The sequence below is a fragment of the Persicobacter sp. CCB-QB2 genome, from assembly GCF_001274635.1.
Lineage (GTDB): Bacteria > Bacteroidota > Bacteroidia > Cytophagales > Cyclobacteriaceae > Persicobacter > Persicobacter diffluens.
Genome location: NZ_LBGV01000001.1, coordinates 3,145,502 through 3,163,226, shown reverse-complemented (window position 1 = coordinate 3,163,226; position 17,725 = coordinate 3,145,502). Strand labels below are relative to the sequence as shown.

Sequence of the window (17,725 nt, the reverse complement as noted above, 5' to 3'; positions counted from 1 at the left end):
GATTTCTATAATTGGTTTTCGATACTCATGCTAAAAACGAGCCTTTTCGCTTTTTTTTGCGTTAAATCTTCAACAGGAAAGCGAGAATATTATAACTAGGCTTAGTTAAATTTCACTCTTTGGGCAGATTCTTCAATTAATACTCATGAAAATAAAATTATTTGACAGATCATTTTCCGATCTTTTCTGTAGCTTGTATATTGAAAATTGAATTATTTTTGCGTCAATGAAAAATAAGATCCTTTTCTTTTTGTGGGCAATGCTATTGAGTGCTTCAGTGACAATGGCACAGGGCAATCAATCTTTCGCCTTTCAAAAATTGTATATATATACTTTTACCAAATATGTAGAGTGGCCTGCCGCTGTAAGTGAGGGTGACTTTGTCATCGGCGTTTTAGGGCAGACTGGCTTATTGATTCATTTGCAAAAAATGGCGGATGAAAAGACGGTAGATGGTCGTGAAATAAAAATTGTTCAATTTGATAAGCCGGAACAGGCCAAAGATTGTCATATCTTATTTTTGGCACAGAACTTAAGCGAGCAGTTACCTGAAGTGGAGCAGGCACTGAATGAGGCACCGGTTTTAGTGGTGACCGAGCAGGATGGGCTCGCCAAGGAGGGCAGTGGCATCAACTTTATTATGGTAGATGGGAAATTGAAATTTGAGATGAATTTAACATCCATTGAAAAATCACAGTTAAAGGTGAAGGATGCCTTGAAACGATTTGCGGTGGAGGTTTATTCCTAAAAAGATATTTAAAATTAGTCCCTGACATCAGTCGGGGATTTTTTTTGCCCAAAAAAAATCCCCTGATGGCTCAGGGGATCCTATTATTTCTTTTGCTATCCTTAGATATTCATCAAGGATTCTCTGCGTCTCATTTTACCGGCAGGGATACCGAACATCATCTTGAATCGGCGACAGAAATAAGCGGTGTCTTTATAGCCTACTTCTTTTCCAATGTCTCGAATAGATTTTTTGGTAGTTCTCAATAGTCCCACCGCTTTTTCCATGCGCTGATACTCGATATAATCCTGAGGGTTAATACCGGTCAACATTTTGAAATACTGCCCTACATAATCTTCGGATACATTGGCTACACTTGCCAATACCTTATTGGAAAGGTCTCCCTCAAGGTTTTCCTTGATGTAGTTAAAGATGTCGATCAATCGAGGATCCTTGAAGTAAGTAGAGTTCGTCGCCAATTGCTCCACAAACAATCTGTTGCGAATAATATGACGAACAATTTCCACTACCAGATATTCTGTATTGATCTTAACCACACGCTGGTTGCCGGCCAACTCTGAAACACTTTCTTTCAGGATGGTTCGCATGATGGCAGCTAAGCGATCATTTTTGCCAATCACAAATGGAGGAATATCCAGAGAGTTGAAGAAGTTTACAGAGTCGAAAACTTTTGCTTCAAAGGAAACATAGGAGAAGTTCTCGGCAATGGTATCTTCTAATTCGGAGTGATGGAAGGTTTTAAAGAAATCATCTCTTCTGGTGATGAATTCATCATTGTTCAATACATCCGGTTTGCCAGAACCATAAGTAATCGTGGTGGAATGGCCTCCAGGAATGAATAAAATATCTCCTTCGTTTACAGCCTCATCATTTTCACCAAAACGAACTTCACCTTTATTTAGTAATAAAATGGTGTTTTCTACGTCGTAGTAGTTGGTAATGGTAAGGGGTTGTAATATTTTAATATTCTTTGCTTTCGCGTACCGAACTCCGAGGGATTCGATAATTTTGTTATAATCTTCCATGATTTATCAACTTACACTGTTTCAATAATCTCTAAATTATCAAATTAAACCAATGATTACTTTTATAAGTGACTGAAAATAAGTCGTTAGTCGTAATCTGTATTGGTTTTGTTCAAATTTAATAATTATATTTTTTAAATTTTATTCTTACGTTAATTATTTTTCAGCAAACTTAATCTAAGAACAGTTCAAAAATTGAAAAGTTTATGTTTTTCTTCTTATAGAACGTTTTTATTAAGCCTTTTCGTCATATTTTACTACAATTGACGAAAAAGTGTTTCAGTTATTAAAAAAATAAGGTGGATTATTGTAGAAAGGCAAATTTACGGCCTTTCATTGTATTTTAGCTATAATTTTTGTTTCTCGCTTTGGTGGTGAAAGCCAGCTTTGTAAGCAGGTGGAGGAGGGAAATGACATGCCGCTATCCATAAATAGGGTAATTTATGCTGATTCTTAAATGGATGATATGTTAAGGGTCTAATTTGTTCGTCAAGGGGACATTATCTTTCACTGAATTTGGGAATAATGATATAGTGAATCTTAAATTGACTTTCCCTAATAAATCATACCCTGATGGAGTAATTGAGATGGCTGTTTTTAAGCGGGAAAAATACAAGAAGGACTAAGAAGGATTTTTTTCCATCCATTCATAACAATCTTTGATGGCTTTGGGGAGGGAGGAAGCATTCCAAATTAGTTGCTGGACAATTTTTTTGGAGGAATAGTAATTTTGAATCGTCAGGATTCTGGCATTATTGGTATTAAGCAGGCTGGAGAATTGAAAGGTCTGAGCTAAATATTCCAAAGTCTTTCCGGCCCATATCAGCAGGCGATTAGGAAGTGGAATGATTACCTTAGGGTAATGAAACACGGATTGACACTGCTGAAAAAATTCCTTATAAGACAAATTATCGCCAACGACCAAATAACACTCCCCGGAGATTTTTGATAGCCCAGCGAGTAAGGCAGCCTGCGCAACATCCCTGGCAGGAACAAAATTCTTCCCTCCTTTTGGGGCAAAAGCGAGAACAGATTTTGCTTTTTGTATGATTTGCCCGGAAGAGGGTTTTGCGTCCCGGGGGCCAATGATAAAGCTTGGATTCAGCACAATGGCATTAAGTTGTTGTTTTTGGCAGGCATCCATGACCATATGCTGAGCCTTGAGCTTACTTTGGGCATAGAAAGAATTCAAAAATAGCGGATCAGGAGCTAAAGACTCATTTCCGGGCTGTTTTTTATCACCATAGCCGAAAGCATTTGCCGTGGAGATGAAGATTAGTTTTTTTTCGGGGAAAAGTAAGCATGCCTTAATGATCTGTTCGGTCGAATCATAATTAAAAGCATAGTCACTTAACTGTTGACCACTCATATCCGTGGTGGCTGCCGCATGAATGATGAGGTCAGCCTCTTCTACCAGGGGTTTTAGGAATTCCCATTGAAGAATTTCACCATAGGCTAATCTTACGGGTAGATCTTGGATAGCGGAAATATTGGCCCCTTTTCTTAGAATACCAATTACCTCCCAATCATTTTTCAGGAAGGTTTCCGCGATATTGCTACCCAGCAATCCATTTACTCCGGTGATTAGTACTTTCATTTAAAGGGGCTTGGGTGTAAAATTGTAATAATCAATTAATTAAACTGGAGGTCGCCTTGTGCAAATTTTTCAGGAATTTGAATTTAATCTAGATCTACTATTCCCAAAAGAAGTGCTTTTCAGAATTTATTTGCAGTAAACTTTTTTGAATTTTTCTATTTCTTTGGTCTTTCCAATAATAATCATGGTGGTAGATTCCTCAATTTTGGTATGAATGGAGGGATTAAATTGAAATTTCTCTTTATCCTTTTTTGTCCCCAAAACAGAGACGCCGGTGATTTTCCGGATGTCTAATTCCTCAATCGTATGTGATTGATATTTTTGTGACAATTGGTCGTAACTGATTTCCTCCATTTGCATATCCTCCTCCGTGACTCCACTGATCGTATCAATAAATTCTACCACCAAAGGTTTAGTGATCAGCTGCGCCATATGGTATCCTCCAAGAGTGTCGGGTTTAACAATTCGGTTTGCACCAGCTCTAATAAGCTTTTTTTCTGAAGACTCTTCACTTGCACGAGCAATTACCTCTAGCTTTGGGTTGAGCTCTCTACTGGTCAGGGAGATAAAAACATTTTCCGCATCAGAGGGTAAGGTGGTGATCAATGCCTTGGCATAAAGGATTCCTGCTTTTATTAATATGTGGTCAGCAGTGGCGTCGCCGAGAATCATTTGATGTCCGATATTGAAGGGAAATCTTTCCAATACTTCTTCATTGGACTCTACTACCACAAAAGGGGTCCCGGCTTTGGAAAGTTCCTCGCAAGCTTTTATTCCATTTCGTCCTAATCCGCAAACAATGACATGATTTTTTAATTTTCTTACCTCTCTGCTCATTTTATAACGGTTTAATAAATGGTTCATTTCTCCCCCAAAAAGGTAGCTGGTCAGGGTGGAGACTCCAAATGCAATGATAATCAGATTACTGATGATGTACAGGGTGGTGAACAATCTGCCATCCTGTGAAAGCGGAAGAATTTCCCCATAGCCCACCGTGCTGATCGTGATTACCGCCATGTAAGCGGCATCAATCAGACTGTAGCCTTCTACTAAAGCATAAAATGTGGTACCCGTAAAAAAGCTTAAAAACAGCAGTGAAAGGGCAAAGAAAGGCCTTCTCAATGCTTTTTTATAGTCTCGATCAATGATAGATATTTTCAATTTCAGTATTAGATGTTTTGAATATGGATTGCTCTTCCTGTTTTATCAGGTCAAATGTATTAAACATAGGAGTCAATCTCCATAAAGATGCATTATTCATTTAAAAATTACGTTCATCTATAAAATTTAGGGACTGTAATTTTATTCTTTAAGTACAAAAAATAAGCAGAAGTAATAAAAACAAAAATTTGGTCTTTTTTATTATTTACAAGTGATCCTTTGGTGGATTAAGGGATTTGAAAGCTATGATGTTACAACGGAAAGCTTCACCAGTCCGTAATAAAACTAAGAGCTAACGGAATATTCACAAAAATAAGAGAATAGTTACAAGTTGCTTTAGCATTATTTCTAGTCAGGAGATTAAATAATACCGAATAATAAATAGCACCTAAAGAAGATTTCGAAAAAGGGGGAATTATGAGCTTAATAGATAAAATCAAAAACACATACCATCATGCCCAGGAAGAATTGACGGTCTCTGAGTATTTGGAATTGTGTAAGAATGATGATCAGGTTTATTTAAAACCTGCTGAGCGGATGCTCAAAGCTATAGGAGATCCGGTTGTGATCAACACAGGTGACGACCCACAAATGAGTCGTATTTTCTCTAACAAGAAAATAAAGGTTTATCCTGCCTTCAAGGATTTCTATGGAATGGAAACCACCATTGAGCAGATCGTTTCTTACTTCAGGCATTCCGCACAAGGACTGGAGGAAAAAAAGCAGATCTTGTATTTAATGGGACCTGTGGGAGGAGGTAAAAGTTCTCTGGCAGAAAAAATTAAGGCATTGATTCAGGATCAGCCCATTTATGTACTGAAGGCTGGAAATGTCATTTCACCCGTTTATGAGAGTCCCTTAGGCTTATTTTCTGCCTACCGAGAGGATATGCAGGAGGCCTACAACATTCCTAGTCGCTATGTGCCCGCCTGTATGAGTCCCTGGGCTTCTAAAAGACTGAAAGAATTTGGTGGCGATGTTAATCAGTTCCGCGTGGTGAAGATGTATCCTTCTGTTCAGGATCAGGTGGCAGTGGCCAAAACCGAACCCGGGGATGAAAATAATCAGGATATTTCCACTCTTGTAGGAAAAGTAGACATTCGAAAGTTAGCGGAACACCAGCAATCCGATCCGGATGCCTACAGCTTTACCGGAGGTTTGTGTTTGGCGAATCAGGGGGTAATGGAATTTGTGGAAATGTTTAAAGCTCCAATCAAGGTTTTGAATCCCCTGCTGACCGCAACTCAGGAAAATAATTATAAAGGAACGGAACCCATTGGGGCTATTCCTTTTGACGGGATTATTCTGGCGCACTCCAATGAAAGTGAGTGGGCGAAGTTTACTTCAGATAAGAAAAATGAGGCCTTCCTTGATCGTATTTATAAAGTGCAAGTGCCTTATGTATTACGTGTTAAAGAAGAGATCAAGATTTATGATAAACTGATTCGGGAGAGTTCTCTGAGTAAGGCGCCCTGTGCTCCGCAAACTTTGCAGATTTTGGCACAGTTTGCCGTGATGTCGCGTTTATCTCCTTCTGAAAATTCTTCCCTATTCTCTAAAATGAGAGTGTATAATGGTGAATCTTTAAAAGATACTGATCCAAATGCGAAGAGTCTGCAGGAGTATCAGGATGAAGCCGGGATCAATGAAGGGATGACGGGTATCTCTACCCGATTCGCCTTTAAAGTGCTTTCCAAAGTATTCAATTACGATACGGATGAGATTGCGGCCAATCCGGTACATTTGCTCTATGTACTGGAGCAGGAGGTCATTAAAATGCAGATGGATAAAGAGCGTGAGGAGCGCTATCTGAATATCATTAAGTCTGTGTTAGCCTCTAAATATGCCGAGTTTATCGCAGATGAAATTCAGAAGGCTTATATCGAGTCTTACTCTACCTACGGGCAGAATATATTTGAGAAATATGTGGTCTATGCCGATCACTGGATGCAGAATAATGATTACCGCGATCCTGATTCGGGAGAGATGTTATCCAGATCAATGCTCAATGAGGAGCTGGAAAAAATTGAAAAACCTGCCGGAATTGCCAATCCAAAAGATTTCCGCGCAGAGGTAACCAATTTTACCCTTCGGTTCAAGGCCAGCAATGGTGGCGAAAGTCCAAGGTGGGATGCTTATGAAAAAATTAAGACGGTTATCGAGAAAAAGATTTTTGCCAATACGGAAGATCTTCTACCGGTGATCACTTTCAATGCCAAGTCTAATAAAGATGATGAGGCGAAGCATAAGGATTTCATTCGTAGAATGGAAGATCGTGGCTATACCTACAAACAGATCCGAATTCTGGTAGACTGGTTTATGCGGGTTAGGAAAACAATGGCCTAAGCACTTGAAAAGGAATTTAAAAACCCAGGCTATAATCCTGGGTTTTTTTGATGGAAAAATGACTGCTCCATGGGTAAAATTATTGACAGGCGAAAAAATTCAAAAGGCAAATCAACCAGTAATCGTCATCGGTTTCTGAGAAGAGTTGAGGATCAAATCAAAAAGGCATTGCCTGATTTGATCAGCCAGGAGAAAATTACGGATGCCACCGGAGGTGGATCTGTGCGGGTGCCTATAAAAAAAATTAGTGAACCTTCCTTCCGACACGACGGGCGTACAGGGGATAAAACCACCGTTCGGCCGGGCAATGATCGCTTTAATGAAGGGGATAAAATTCCTAAGCCACCCGGAGGCGAAGGTCAGGGAAGTGGTCAGGGTAAGGGTTCTAATGACCCTACAGTGACCGAGGATGGTTTTACGGTGATAATAAGTCGGGATGAGTTTTTACATTATTTCTTTGAAGATCTGGAATTGCCCAATTTGTTAAAGAAGTATATGGAGCAAACCGAGGCGACCAAATTAAAGCGTGCCGGCTATTCCAAAGACGGTTCTCCGTCTAAATTGGCCATAAAAACGAGTTATCAGCAATCTATGGCGCGGCAGATTGCCATTCGGGGGGTACTTAATAAGAAGAAAAAAGAGAAAGAAGAGGCTCTGGAAAAAGAGAAGAATGAGGAGAAGCGGCAATTATTATTAGAGGAAATCAAGCAGTTGGAGCTGCAGCTGAAAAATATTCCTTTCTTTGACCACATTGATTTGCGGTATAAAAATCATGAGCCTTATCCGCAGCCGATAACTTCTGCCGTTATGTTTTGTATTATGGACGTTTCGGCCTCCATGGGGGAGCATGAAAAGGATATTGCCAAACGGTTCTTTACCCTCTTATATCTCTTTCTGACCAAGCAGTATAAGAAAATTGAAATTGTTTTTATCCGCCACCATACAGTGGCTAAAGAGGTAGATGAGGAGGAATTCTTTAATTCTCGTGAATCCGGGGGTACGATTGTGGCGCCTTCATTGAAGTTGATGAATGAGATTATTGACGAACGCTACTCTTCTTCCGAATGGAATATTTACTGTTGTCAGGCTTCTGATGGGGATGCCTGGTCGGAGCGGGATGCGGTGGAATGCCGGAATATGATAAAGGAGACCTTGCTGCCGAAAATTCAGTATATGGCCTATCTGGAAATAAACAATAGTGAATATTCCAGTTACTTATGGCAGAACTATAAGGCAATAAATGATGAACAGGGATTTTCCATCCGTAAAATTTATCAGGTGTCTGAAATCTGGCCGGTATTTAAAGGATTGTTCCGGAAAAGAACAGCAGAGAAAGTCTAATTACCCACTAACTGACCTAAATCCATGAGTATAAAGTCAAAGGCGGCATTGAGTCGTAAGGTTTTTTCCAATCCACACTGGGATTTCGATTCCATACAGCTGGCAGATGAAATTACCCATTACTATGGGAAAGAATACCTGAAGCTGGATGTATATCCCAATCAGATAGAGGTGGTGACTTCAGAACAAATGTTGGATGCCTATTCGTTGGTAGGCTTGCCTACCTCCTACCCGCATTGGAAATTTGGAAAAGACTTTGTGATGAATCAGAACAGTTATCGCAAAGGGCAGATGGGTTTGTCTTATGAGATGGTGATTAACTCCAACCCCTGTATCTCTTATAATATGGAGAATAATTCTACCTGTTTAATGCTTTTGGTAATAGCGCATGCCTGTCAGGGGCATAATGCTTTTTTCAAAGGGAATTATATGTTTCGGGACTGGACTATGGCCGATGCGATCCTGGACTATATGGTTTTTGCTCGTGATTATGTGCTAAAGTGTGAGGAAGAATTCGGATATGAGGAGGTGGAGGCTACTTTGGATGCTTGCCATGCTTTGATGAACCTTGGGGTGGATAAGTATAAGAAACCGGAGGAGCGCTCGGTGAAAGAGGAAAACGAAAGGCTGAGGAAGCTGGTGGAGTTTAAGCGAGAAACGTATAATGAGTTATGGAAAACCATTCCTTCTGATACCTCCTCTAAGCTGGAAGAAAATGGCAAGGGTGTTGAGATGGAGGAGAATATCTTGTACTATATTGAAAAAAATGCCCCGCGTTTACCGGTTTGGAAAAGAGAGCTGATCCGGATTGTAAGGAAGGTAAGTCAATATTTTTATCCGCAATCACAAACCAAGGTAATGAATGAGGGCTTTGCGACTTTTACCCATTACCATTTGGTGAATAAATTACATGAAGAGGGTTTTCTGGAGGAAGGCTTTATGCTGGAATTCCTCCATCACCACAGTAGCGTAGTTTTTCAACCACCCTATTCCAGTAAGTATTTCAATGGTCTGAACCCTTATACGCTGGGCTTTAATATTTTCATGGATTTAAAACGAATTTGTGAGCACCCGACTGCAGAGGATCGGGAGTGGTTTCCGTCTATGGCAGGGAAAGACTGGCTGGAGCAATTTCATTTTGCCATGGAAAACTTCAGGGATGATTCCTTTCTCTTACAGTATTTGTCACCCAAAGTAATGCGAGATATGAAGTTGTTTGCCATCCGGGATGATGAAAAGGAGAAGCATTACGAAATCTCCGCCATTCATAATGAGCGTGGATATAAGAAGCTTCGGGAATATTTGAGCAGTCAATATTCCAGATCTAATTATGTTCCGGATATACAGGTGGAGAAGGGAGATATTCACGAAAGCAATGTGCTGAAGTTGATTTATAACCCTATCAATAATTATCAGCTCAATGATAAAGAGGCGGAGGAAACATTGGATTATGTCCGTTATTTATGGGGCTTTCCGGTTCATCTTTACCGGAAAAATAAGTTGGGCGTGAATCAGTTATTGAAAAAGTCTTATTAAAAAAAAAGCTGTCGGAGGACAGCTTATTTTTTTACATATTCTTGTGATTTTTCCAGATCGAATAAATCATTTAAAACGTCTACTAATTGATCCGCCTCATCTCGCTTACAAGCGGCCTTTAATTGGAGTACCGGTAGCTTCATGATTTTTTGGATCATGCCTTTGGTTACCTTGTCCATCATCTTGGCTTCCTGCTCTGTGGCATTTTTCAGGAAACGAGCCATTTCTTGTTGACGAATCTGCTCCAAAGAGTTTTTCATCTTTTTAATGGTAGGAGAAACGACCATTTCTTTGCTCCAATTCATGAATTCTGACTGGCATTCCTGAATGATGCTTTCTACCTGAGGAACCGCTTTCAGTCTTTTTTCAAGGGCTTTATTAGTGGTAGCCGTGATATTATCAATATTGTGTAAGGTTGCTCCCGGTACAAACTCCACATCCAACTCGATGCTTCGTGGTACTGAAAGATCTATAAAATGCTTATAACCTTTAATATTGATGTCTTTCACAAAATCAGCAGTAATAAAGGGCTGATCCATGGCAACAGAGCTGATGATGACATCTGCTTCTTCTCTGATAAAGGCTTGTGCTTCTTCGAAAGGAAGGGTATTTAAATTTAATTCACTTGCTAACTTTGTTGCTTTGGAAGAAGTACGGTTAGCAATATAAATCTCACGAAATTCCCGATCTACCAAATTTCTCACCACATCTTCTCCAATTTCACCAAGCCCTAATACTAATATCTTGGGGTCAAGGATTTGGGAGGTTAGGTTTTCTGCAATCTCTGTTGCGGCATAGGAAACGGATGCTGCTCCATCACGGAAACAGGTTTCCTGAGAAACGCGCTTGTTGCAGAAAAATACGGTGTGCATCAAACGGTGTAAAAGCGGACCCGCCATGCCTTCATCACAAGACCATTGGTAGGCTTTTTTCACCTGATTGGAAATTTGAATATCCCCTACTACCTTGGATTCAAGACCCATTGCAATATGGAATAAATATTGAACGGCGGCAGAATTTTCGGAAATTCCTTCAAATTTTGCGGCTATCCTACAAGGATTTTCCAGACCTTTTATGACCCCGATTAAGCGGGCAATATCGAAGCTAAGATCTCTTCGGTCATTATAGTAAACTTCCGTTCGGTTACAGGTAGATAAAATTAGTGCCTCCTGAAGTCCTAATTTCTCTTTAAGCTCAAATAATAGCTTTTTGCTGGCATTTTCATCCAATGCCACAAGCTCCCTTAGCTTAATATCCGCTTGTTTATGGGATATCCCTGTAAATTTGAAATTGTTCACCATAGAAACCTCCTCTGTCTTGCAAAAGTACTGGTTTACTCACGAAAATCACTGATCATTATCACTTTTGTAAAACATTTATAATGAGTATAAATAAGATCAAAAGTGAATTCAATGGGTTCAAATTTTGAGCCATTTTTTAAGAAAAGTCCTTAAGTTTTATTTATCTGGTAAATAAACAAGCATTTTTTTGTCTGAAATATGGTTGATTCGTCCTATTATTGGTTTCATTTTTAATTATATAAATTTTTTGTATTTAAATTTTCATTTTATCAACTGGTAATCAATAATTAAATGGTGTTGAGTAATCTGCTTTCCTTATGGATGGCCCTGAAGAGTATCGTAATTTCGTGTCCATTTCCAACTGAAAAGTGTGACAGTTGCCCCAATAAATTATACGAGGTGAATATGATAGGGAGATTACCGGAGGAAGTGAAGGAATCTTCGGGTTTAGCCGCGCATAATGATCTTTTTTTTACGCATGACGATAGTGGAGGTAAACCGGTTTTATTTGCCTTCAAAAATGATGAAGTGGGTTTAATGGGGCAGGTGAATTTTCCTGAAGAGGTGAAAAATGTGGACTGGGAAGATCTTGCTCAGGATGAAGATGGTCATATTTTCATTGGTGATTTTGGGAATAATAACAACAATCGAAAGGATTTAAAAATTTATCGCTATCACATTTTTTCGGGCGAAGTGGAGACTATTTCCTTTTCATATGAAGATCAGCTTGAGTTTCCTCCTAAGAAGAATAAAAATAAGCGTTTTGATTGTGAGGCAATGCTTTGGGCTAGAGGAAAGCTCTATCTCTTCGCAAAAATCCGGGGAGGGAAGCAAGTGAAGGTATATCAATTGCCGGATCAGGCCGGAGAATATGTGGCGAGGGAAGTTTTTGCTTTTAAAATGCGAGAGCAGATTACGGCTGCAGATATCAGTCCGGAAAAAGGGCAGGTGGCACTTTTAAGTTACGGAAAAGTACTCTTGTATTATGCGGACTTCGACCAGGAAGATAATCTTCGAATGGTTCCTTTTTATTGTAAGCGATTTGTGAATTCGGGTCAGTCGGAGGCGATTCTATACCTGAATGAGGAGGAATTGTTGATAACTAATGAAAAGGGGAAGGTTTTCCTGATGAACCGGCGAACCTTATTTGAGGCACCAGAACGCTATACACCAGAATTACCTAAAATAGAAGCGCCTGAGCTGCTCCCGGCACCAGATGAGCCGGTAAGAAGGGAAAATTAACCCGACTTACTCATCGCCAGGCTTAAGGAGTCAATTAAAAGGGTGCCTAATAGACGTTTTGTTATCAGTGTATCCTTATTGGTTTTGCTGATTTTTAATTGCCCGAATTTTGGGTGCTTGCTTTCCCACATTCATCCGGTTCCTTGGTGGAAAAAATCAAAATGGAAAACGATTTCCTCCGCAACCAAAGAAAGAATAAAGGATGAATATTTCGGCTCAGGTTAATTTTGTGCATAACTACCCCTGAGTGTGTGGATAAGTGGATAAATTGGTGGATTGCATGGGTCTTTTCCACATAATTTCGTGAAACATGATGGAAGTATTGATTTTATTCACGTAAAAATGCGCTTGGTAGATTTTTTGGGGAATAAAAAAGGGTTTTCCACAATCTTAATGTGGAAAACCCCTTTGTTTGTGGATAACTTCAAAATCCTTATTCCCTTTTATTGGTGGATTTATATCGTTTCCCTTTAGATTTTTTAGGCAAGTTCCTTCTGTGACTTTTCTTTTTCCCATTCAAGTGTTGGTTATACAGGTATTTAGTGCCTGAATTGGACCATGGGCGATAAGTTAATCCCACACTCACTTGAAGGTATTGGTCCAGTCTCGGGGTATTGGTTTTTATGCCATCCAAAAAGTTAGTGGAAGTGAATCGGTATCCTACTTCAGAATGGAAGCCCATTTTATCCGAGAAATAGTAATTAAAACCTATTCCCACGGGAAGGATAATGCCTAATTGTGCATATTCATAGGCACTAATGTTATAGCTACCGTCATCTGTTGGGGCGCCGATAATATAGCCATGAGATTTCTCAGCCCTTTTATCGCCATCGAAATGGTTGAAAAACACGTTTCCCACACCGGCAAAGATATGCAGATCCCAATAATGGGTTGCTTTCAATGCATTTACATTGGTCAATAACTTTCTTTTGAAGGCGACATAGTATTCAACATTACGGGAGTGAAAGGCAAGGGAATCCGGATATGTCCCACCATCGAAATTTTGGTTGAAAAAATTAAAATGTCCGGCCACAGACCATCGGTTGTTAAATTGATAGTCAATATTGACACCTCCTGTGAAGTTATATATAGGCTGGTGTCCACTTCCCAATTTTACGGCATCTGTATTGAACAGCGAGGTTCCGGTGGAAAGTCCAAAAGACCATGCACTTCTTAGGTTTGTATGATGGCTATATCCTTTAGAGGGAATCCGACCTTGGGCTAAAGCATCATTTGAACAAAAAATTAGTGCAAAAAAGGCGATGAAGTAAAATTTTAATTTCATTGGTCAATGCAGTGCGAGGGTTCCGAAAAGCAATTTTTATTACATGGTACTCTCAAAAGTAAAGAAAATCCTTCGAAAGTTATCTAATCTCACACAATACTGAAAATAAATATGAATTGTTTAAGGTAAATGATTGATTTTCAATGAAATGAAATCAGGGCTATTTTAGAGGGTTTTCGGAAACGCCTGAGCATGCGGATTAGGGCAGTATGGTGGCTTTCGGCTTGGGCAAAAATGTGGAAAAGCTGCCTATTCCTGCTCTTCAATAAAATCTACCAGGTCCTGGAATTTATTAAGTACAATCACATTTTCTGGTTCAATAATTCCCTGTCCAACTACCTGAGGCCCACTGATTAAAATGGTGGTTTTGGGGAAAGCGGCAGACATATTGTCCACGAATTTTTGCACTTCCAAATAGCTGCCTGGCACAGAGGTGATGATGGTGAGCAGGAAATCTGGCTGATGGATCTCAAAAATGGAGGTTAATTCTTCAAAAGGGAGGCTCTGTCCGAGGTAGAAGGTTTTATTTTTACGGTTTCGGAGCAGATAATTCGCGAATAGCAGCCCGATATCATGTAATTCTCCATCAGGCAAGAAGAGCATATATTTATGCTTAAACTCGGAATTACTTACATACTGGCTGTCGATGGCGACCATCAGTTTTTGACGTACCAGATTACTGATAAAGTGCTCCTGAGCCGGATTAATTCCACCGGTTTGCCATAACAGACCTACCCGGGCCATAAAAGGATAGATAATGTTCACCATGGTATTTTCAAAGCCATATTTAAGGATATTGCTTCCCATGATTTTCTCAAAGCGCTCTTCGTCTAACTCCACCATGGCCAGTGTCAGGGCATAGATCTGTTCCGGATAAGTGGTTTTTGAATCGGTGATGCGAATGACGTGGTCTCGCATTTCCGATTCCTCCATTTTGGCAATATTCGAAATTCTCAGGCCGTTTTCTTTCAGCAGCGATACATTCAGTATTAGCTTCAGATCCCGATCGGTATAATAGCGGATATTGGTGTCTGTTCTTTGGGGTTTAAGGAAATTATATCGCTGTTCCCAAATACGTAATGTATGAGCTTTAATACCGGAAAGAAGTTCTAAATCTTTAATTGAATAGTTAGACATATCACAGATGGTTAGGGGCTTACAAATATAATCCAATAACGGCTTGTACGCCGTTTAGCGCAGTAAAGCCCATAAAAAAATGAAAAAAAGCCCTTGAATGATAAAAAAAATGGATGAAACGGGATTCTTACTTTTTTTAACCAATATATAATAAAGGTTAGACAATAGGAAGGCGATAATAAACCAGCCCAAATAGTTCTGAAAGGGGATGGTTTCATTTTCCCAATTCCAGAAATCCAGGGCCATGGCCACCGGTTCAATAAATATATCCAGTGTGACCATGGTGCCAGCAGCCAGGGCCGCTTTGAAGAGCTGGTGAATTTTTAATTGTTGAAAAAGGTAAGAACTCCCATACACCAGACTGAACCAGTTCAGTCCAATGGTTAAGGGGGTGTGGAATATTTTAAGGCCGAGGGTTTGTCCGTATTGGTACTGGCCAAATATTAATCCGGTGTTGACGCCAATCATTTCCATAAGGAGTCCGACGGTAAAGGCGGAAAAGGCGAACAAATAAAAGCCCCGTGTTTTGTTGTGGTGAAATTGAAACAGGACAAAATTGGAAAACAGCAGATTGAGTGGGGTTAATAACTGAAAGTAAGGACGGCTGTATTCAAAAGTCAATCCAATGACGCCGGCTAAATGCATAGTGGCCAGCAGTACTAACAGGGGCCTAGCAGCACTTTTGTAATTCGAAAAATGGAGGTGTTTGATAAGGTTCATGAGTCGTCTTCCATTTCAATGGCTTCGTCAATCAGGCAAAAAATGATGGAGGATTCAAAGCCCTTTTGGGCGGCATGCTGAACCGTTTTCATTTTACGTTTGTAGGGATCTGTTTCTTTTTCCAGTTGATGGTATTTTCGATGAAGAATTTTCAACAAAACCTCATCATAATCTTCTGGCTTGATTTCATTTTCCAAAGCCGACTGTATAAGGTTTTCATTCACCTGCTTGAGTTTTAAAGCCTGGCGGATCTTCTGTTTTCCCCATTTTTGATAATAAAATTTTCCTCTGACATAAGACCGGCAAAAGCGCTCCTCATCTAAGTATTTCTCTGCTATTAACTGCTCAATGGCGGCCTCCAGCATTTCATCTTCCAGTCCCCATTTCTGCAGTTTTTCACTTACCTCAGCCGTACAACGGTCCTGATAAGCACAGTAATTGGCGGCTTTTAAATAAATACTCTTATAGTCAGGGCGGTTAGCGTGCATGGAATTTTCGTCAAATTATTGGAAAAGAATGCTTTAGATAGTATTTAGCCATTTTTTGTTTTAAACTTTAGAGGAAAATAGTAAAAAAATGTCCTTTTGGCTATCCGAAAATTTATTTGAGCGGTTAATATTATAAAAACACAGACGTTTGCTAGTCACGTGCTTGGGATGAGTCCAGTGTATCCATCGTAGATGCACACCCAAATCTGATGATTATTGAATGAATAAAATGAAAACGCACGGACCGTCTGTTAAAACCCCGTCTTTAGTTTGATGGGGTTTTTTTATGCATAAAAAAAGCGGCCTGGCCGCTTTTCATAATTTTTTATGATCATCAGGAAGCTTGCTTAAGCACCCATTTGTTTTTGCCTTTTTTGTCAAACTTGCGATCGAAAATGGCACTTTCCATGAAGCTGAATTCTCGCTCGCCTTTAAATGCCTTAAACGGCAAATGAATCAATTGTGCTTTGGATACCCACAATTCGTAAGCATCTTCACTCTTGATAATTTCCTGAACCTGCTCCCACTTCATCGGCATTCCCTGTCTTTCATTCATCTTGATCAGGATCTGCTGACTGGTGATTTCATAGAAGAGCTTTTCAAAAAGTAATTGCCCCTGCTCCATCTGAGTAAGGCCTGCAAACTGGATCATCCAAAATAAAACGTAGAGGATCAGGGCTACAACAGCACCACCAATCCACCATCCCCAACCTGAAGGGGTTAGAAATCCACCGCAGCAAATGGCCAGAAAAATAAGCGCTACCCACCACTGTTTTTTCAGGGTGTGCAACATCGCCATTTTGATGTACTCGTTTTTGTCCAGTTGAATTTTTTTGGTCTTTATGATCATAATTGTAAATGATAATAAGTCAATTGACTTAGAATGCTTTCAAGCTAATGTCTAAACTTTTAAAGGAATGCGTCAGTGCACCTACGGAAATGAAATCCACTCCGGTTTCGGCCATCTCACGAATATTCTCTTCCGTTATACCACCGGACGCTTCCGTCTGGCATTTCCCGTCAATCAGGGCAATGGCTTCCCGCATCATGTCGGGCTGCATATTGTCCAGCATGATCACGTCAATGCCGTCCACTTCCAGGCATTCCTTCACCTCTTCCAAATTTCGGGTTTCCACTTCTACGCGAAGGTCCAGCCCTTTTTCTTTCAGGTATTTTTGGGTTGCGGTAACGGATTGTCTGATCCCTCCGGCATAATCATTATGATTGTCCTTCAGCATGATCATATCGTACAAACCGAAACGGTGATTTTTTCCCCCACCAATATGAACCGCCCATTTTTCCATGATTCGCACATTTGGCGTGGTTTTACGGGTGTCCAGTAGTCGGGTGTTGGTCCCTTCAATAAGCTGGCTAATGCGATGCGTGCGCGTGGCAATGCCACTCATGCGCTGTGCAAAATTCAAAACAATGCGCTCTGCAGTAAGAATACCCCGAACAGGCCCTTCCACAATCAACGCTATATCGCCAAATTTCACATGATCACCATCATGCTTTTTAAGGCTCACTTTTAATCGAGGTTCTACGATATTGAACACCCGCTTGGCAACTTCCAGTCCGGCAATAATGCCATCATCTTTGATGATCATCTGCGCCCTTGATTGCGCATCTTCCGGAATAGCTGCTAGCGTTGAATGGTCACCATCTCCAATATCCTCCTTTATCGCAGTGCGAATGCACTGTTCCAAAGCTTCTTCAGTCAAATATGCTAACATGGTGCAAAAGTATAAATTAAGGCCACAAATGACAAGCGTCCATAAAGAGTTAAAAAATTATGACG

15 protein-coding genes are annotated in these 17,725 nt (G+C 40.1%); 5 read left to right on the top strand and 10 right to left on the bottom strand.

Annotated features, from left to right (window positions below):
• The first annotated feature begins 226 nt into the window (after positions 1-226).
• A complete protein-coding gene (locus NG22_RS13940) occupies positions 227-748 on the top strand; it encodes a YfiR family protein (protein WP_053406285.1) in 522 nt (173 codons plus the stop codon).
• A 101-nt stretch (positions 749-849) separates the two neighbouring features.
• On the opposite strand, the gene NG22_RS13935 is transcribed toward NG22_RS13940, so the two are convergent.
• The 3 genes from NG22_RS13935 to NG22_RS13925 all read right to left on the bottom strand — a co-directional run bounded on the left by NG22_RS13935 (position 850) and on the right by NG22_RS13925 (position 4,531).
• On the bottom strand, positions 850-1,773 hold the full coding sequence (locus NG22_RS13935) for an AraC family transcriptional regulator (protein WP_053406284.1): 924 nt from the start codon (positions 1,771-1,773) through the stop codon (positions 850-852).
• A gap of 622 nt (positions 1,774-2,395) precedes the next feature.
• Complete coding sequence (locus tag NG22_RS13930) at positions 2,396-3,370, bottom strand: NAD-dependent epimerase/dehydratase family protein (RefSeq protein WP_053406283.1); 975 nt, start codon at positions 3,368-3,370, stop codon at positions 2,396-2,398.
• A 126-nt stretch (positions 3,371-3,496) separates the two neighbouring features.
• Positions 3,497-4,531: a TrkA family potassium uptake protein gene (locus NG22_RS13925; RefSeq protein ID WP_157601106.1), complete on the bottom strand. Its 1,035-nt coding sequence runs from the start codon at positions 4,529-4,531 to the stop codon at positions 3,497-3,499.
• A gap of 417 nt (positions 4,532-4,948) precedes the next feature.
• On the opposite strand from NG22_RS13925, the gene NG22_RS13920 reads away from it, so the two are divergent.
• The 3 genes from NG22_RS13920 to NG22_RS13910 all read left to right on the top strand — a co-directional run bounded on the left by NG22_RS13920 (position 4,949) and on the right by NG22_RS13910 (position 9,754).
• Entirely contained in the window at positions 4,949-6,877 is a 1,929-nt protein-coding gene (locus NG22_RS13920) for a PrkA family serine protein kinase (RefSeq protein ID WP_053406282.1), read from the top strand.
• A gap of 69 nt (positions 6,878-6,946) precedes the next feature.
• On the top strand, positions 6,947-8,218 hold the full coding sequence (locus NG22_RS13915; RefSeq protein ID WP_053406281.1) for a YeaH/YhbH family protein: 1,272 nt from the start codon (positions 6,947-6,949) through the stop codon (positions 8,216-8,218).
• A 24-nt stretch (positions 8,219-8,242) separates the two neighbouring features.
• Complete coding sequence (locus tag NG22_RS13910; protein WP_053406280.1) at positions 8,243-9,754, top strand: SpoVR family protein; 1,512 nt, start codon at positions 8,243-8,245, stop codon at positions 9,752-9,754.
• Between the two features lie 23 nt (positions 9,755-9,777).
• On the opposite strand, the gene hemA is transcribed toward NG22_RS13910, so the two are convergent.
• Positions 9,778-11,055, bottom strand: a complete 1,278-nt coding sequence (gene hemA / locus NG22_RS13905; protein WP_053406279.1) for a glutamyl-tRNA reductase — start codon at positions 11,053-11,055, stop codon at positions 9,778-9,780.
• A gap of 405 nt (positions 11,056-11,460) precedes the next feature.
• On the opposite strand from hemA, the gene NG22_RS13900 reads away from it, so the two are divergent.
• Positions 11,461-12,297 carry a hypothetical protein gene (locus NG22_RS13900; protein ID WP_157601104.1) on the top strand — a complete coding sequence of 279 codons (837 nt, stop codon included), beginning with the start codon at positions 11,461-11,463 and terminating at the stop codon, positions 12,295-12,297.
• Between the two features lie 433 nt (positions 12,298-12,730).
• Here the strand turns inward: NG22_RS13900 and NG22_RS13895 are convergent, their stop codons facing one another.
• The 6 genes from NG22_RS13895 to nadC all read right to left on the bottom strand — a co-directional run bounded on the left by NG22_RS13895 (position 12,731) and on the right by nadC (position 17,660).
• Positions 12,731-13,582, bottom strand: a complete 852-nt coding sequence (locus tag NG22_RS13895) for a hypothetical protein (RefSeq protein WP_053406277.1) — start codon at positions 13,580-13,582, stop codon at positions 12,731-12,733.
• A gap of 249 nt (positions 13,583-13,831) precedes the next feature.
• On the bottom strand, positions 13,832-14,719 hold the full coding sequence (locus NG22_RS13890) for a MerR family transcriptional regulator (RefSeq protein WP_053406276.1): 888 nt from the start codon (positions 14,717-14,719) through the stop codon (positions 13,832-13,834).
• A 54-nt stretch (positions 14,720-14,773) separates the two neighbouring features.
• The gene (locus NG22_RS13885) at positions 14,774-15,439 is read right to left on the bottom strand and encodes a carotenoid biosynthesis protein (protein ID WP_053406275.1); all 666 of its coding nucleotides are present in this window, start codon (positions 15,437-15,439) and stop codon (positions 14,774-14,776) included.
• Entirely contained in the window at positions 15,436-15,927 is a 492-nt protein-coding gene (locus tag NG22_RS13880; RefSeq protein WP_053406274.1) for a regulatory protein RecX, read from the bottom strand. Before NG22_RS13880 ends, NG22_RS13885 begins: the two co-directional genes overlap by 4 nt.
• A gap of 334 nt (positions 15,928-16,261) precedes the next feature.
• Entirely contained in the window at positions 16,262-16,777 is a 516-nt protein-coding gene (locus NG22_RS13875; RefSeq protein WP_053406273.1) for a hypothetical protein, read from the bottom strand.
• A gap of 28 nt (positions 16,778-16,805) precedes the next feature.
• Complete coding sequence (nadC, locus tag NG22_RS13870) at positions 16,806-17,660, bottom strand: carboxylating nicotinate-nucleotide diphosphorylase (RefSeq protein ID WP_053406272.1); 855 nt, start codon at positions 17,658-17,660, stop codon at positions 16,806-16,808.
• Between the last annotated feature and the right edge of the window lie 65 nt (positions 17,661-17,725).

What these genes read in the sequence shown, in the direction of transcription:
- NG22_RS13920 (WP_053406282.1), top strand. Translation starts at nt 4,949, where the DNA reads ATGAGCTTAATAGATAAAATCAAAAACACATACCATCATGCCCAGGAA.
- NG22_RS13910 (WP_053406280.1), top strand. Translation starts at nt 8,243, where the DNA reads ATGAGTATAAAGTCAAAGGCGGCATTGAGTCGTAAGGTTTTTTCCAAT.
- NG22_RS13940 (WP_053406285.1), top strand. Translation starts at nt 227, where the DNA reads ATGAAAAATAAGATCCTTTTCTTTTTGTGGGCAATGCTATTGAGTGCT.
- hemA (WP_053406279.1), bottom strand. Translation starts at nt 11,055, where the DNA reads ATGGTGAACAATTTCAAATTTACAGGGATATCCCATAAACAAGCGGAT.
- NG22_RS13930 (WP_053406283.1), bottom strand. Translation starts at nt 3,370, where the DNA reads ATGAAAGTACTAATCACCGGAGTAAATGGATTGCTGGGTAGCAATATC.
- NG22_RS13935 (WP_053406284.1), bottom strand. Translation starts at nt 1,773, where the DNA reads ATGGAAGATTATAACAAAATTATCGAATCCCTCGGAGTTCGGTACGCG.
- NG22_RS13875 (WP_053406273.1), bottom strand. Translation starts at nt 16,777, where the DNA reads ATGATCATAAAGACCAAAAAAATTCAACTGGACAAAAACGAGTACATC.
- nadC (WP_053406272.1), bottom strand. Translation starts at nt 17,660, where the DNA reads ATGTTAGCATATTTGACTGAAGAAGCTTTGGAACAGTGCATTCGCACT.
- NG22_RS13885 (WP_053406275.1), bottom strand. Translation starts at nt 15,439, where the DNA reads ATGAACCTTATCAAACACCTCCATTTTTCGAATTACAAAAGTGCTGCT.
- NG22_RS13915 (WP_053406281.1), top strand. Translation starts at nt 6,947, where the DNA reads ATGGGTAAAATTATTGACAGGCGAAAAAATTCAAAAGGCAAATCAACC.
- NG22_RS13895 (WP_053406277.1), bottom strand. Translation starts at nt 13,582, where the DNA reads ATGAAATTAAAATTTTACTTCATCGCCTTTTTTGCACTAATTTTTTGT.
- NG22_RS13900 (WP_157601104.1), top strand. Translation starts at nt 11,461, where the DNA reads ATGATAGGGAGATTACCGGAGGAAGTGAAGGAATCTTCGGGTTTAGCC.
- NG22_RS13890 (WP_053406276.1), bottom strand. Translation starts at nt 14,719, where the DNA reads ATGTCTAACTATTCAATTAAAGATTTAGAACTTCTTTCCGGTATTAAA.
- NG22_RS13880 (WP_053406274.1), bottom strand. Translation starts at nt 15,927, where the DNA reads ATGCACGCTAACCGCCCTGACTATAAGAGTATTTATTTAAAAGCCGCC.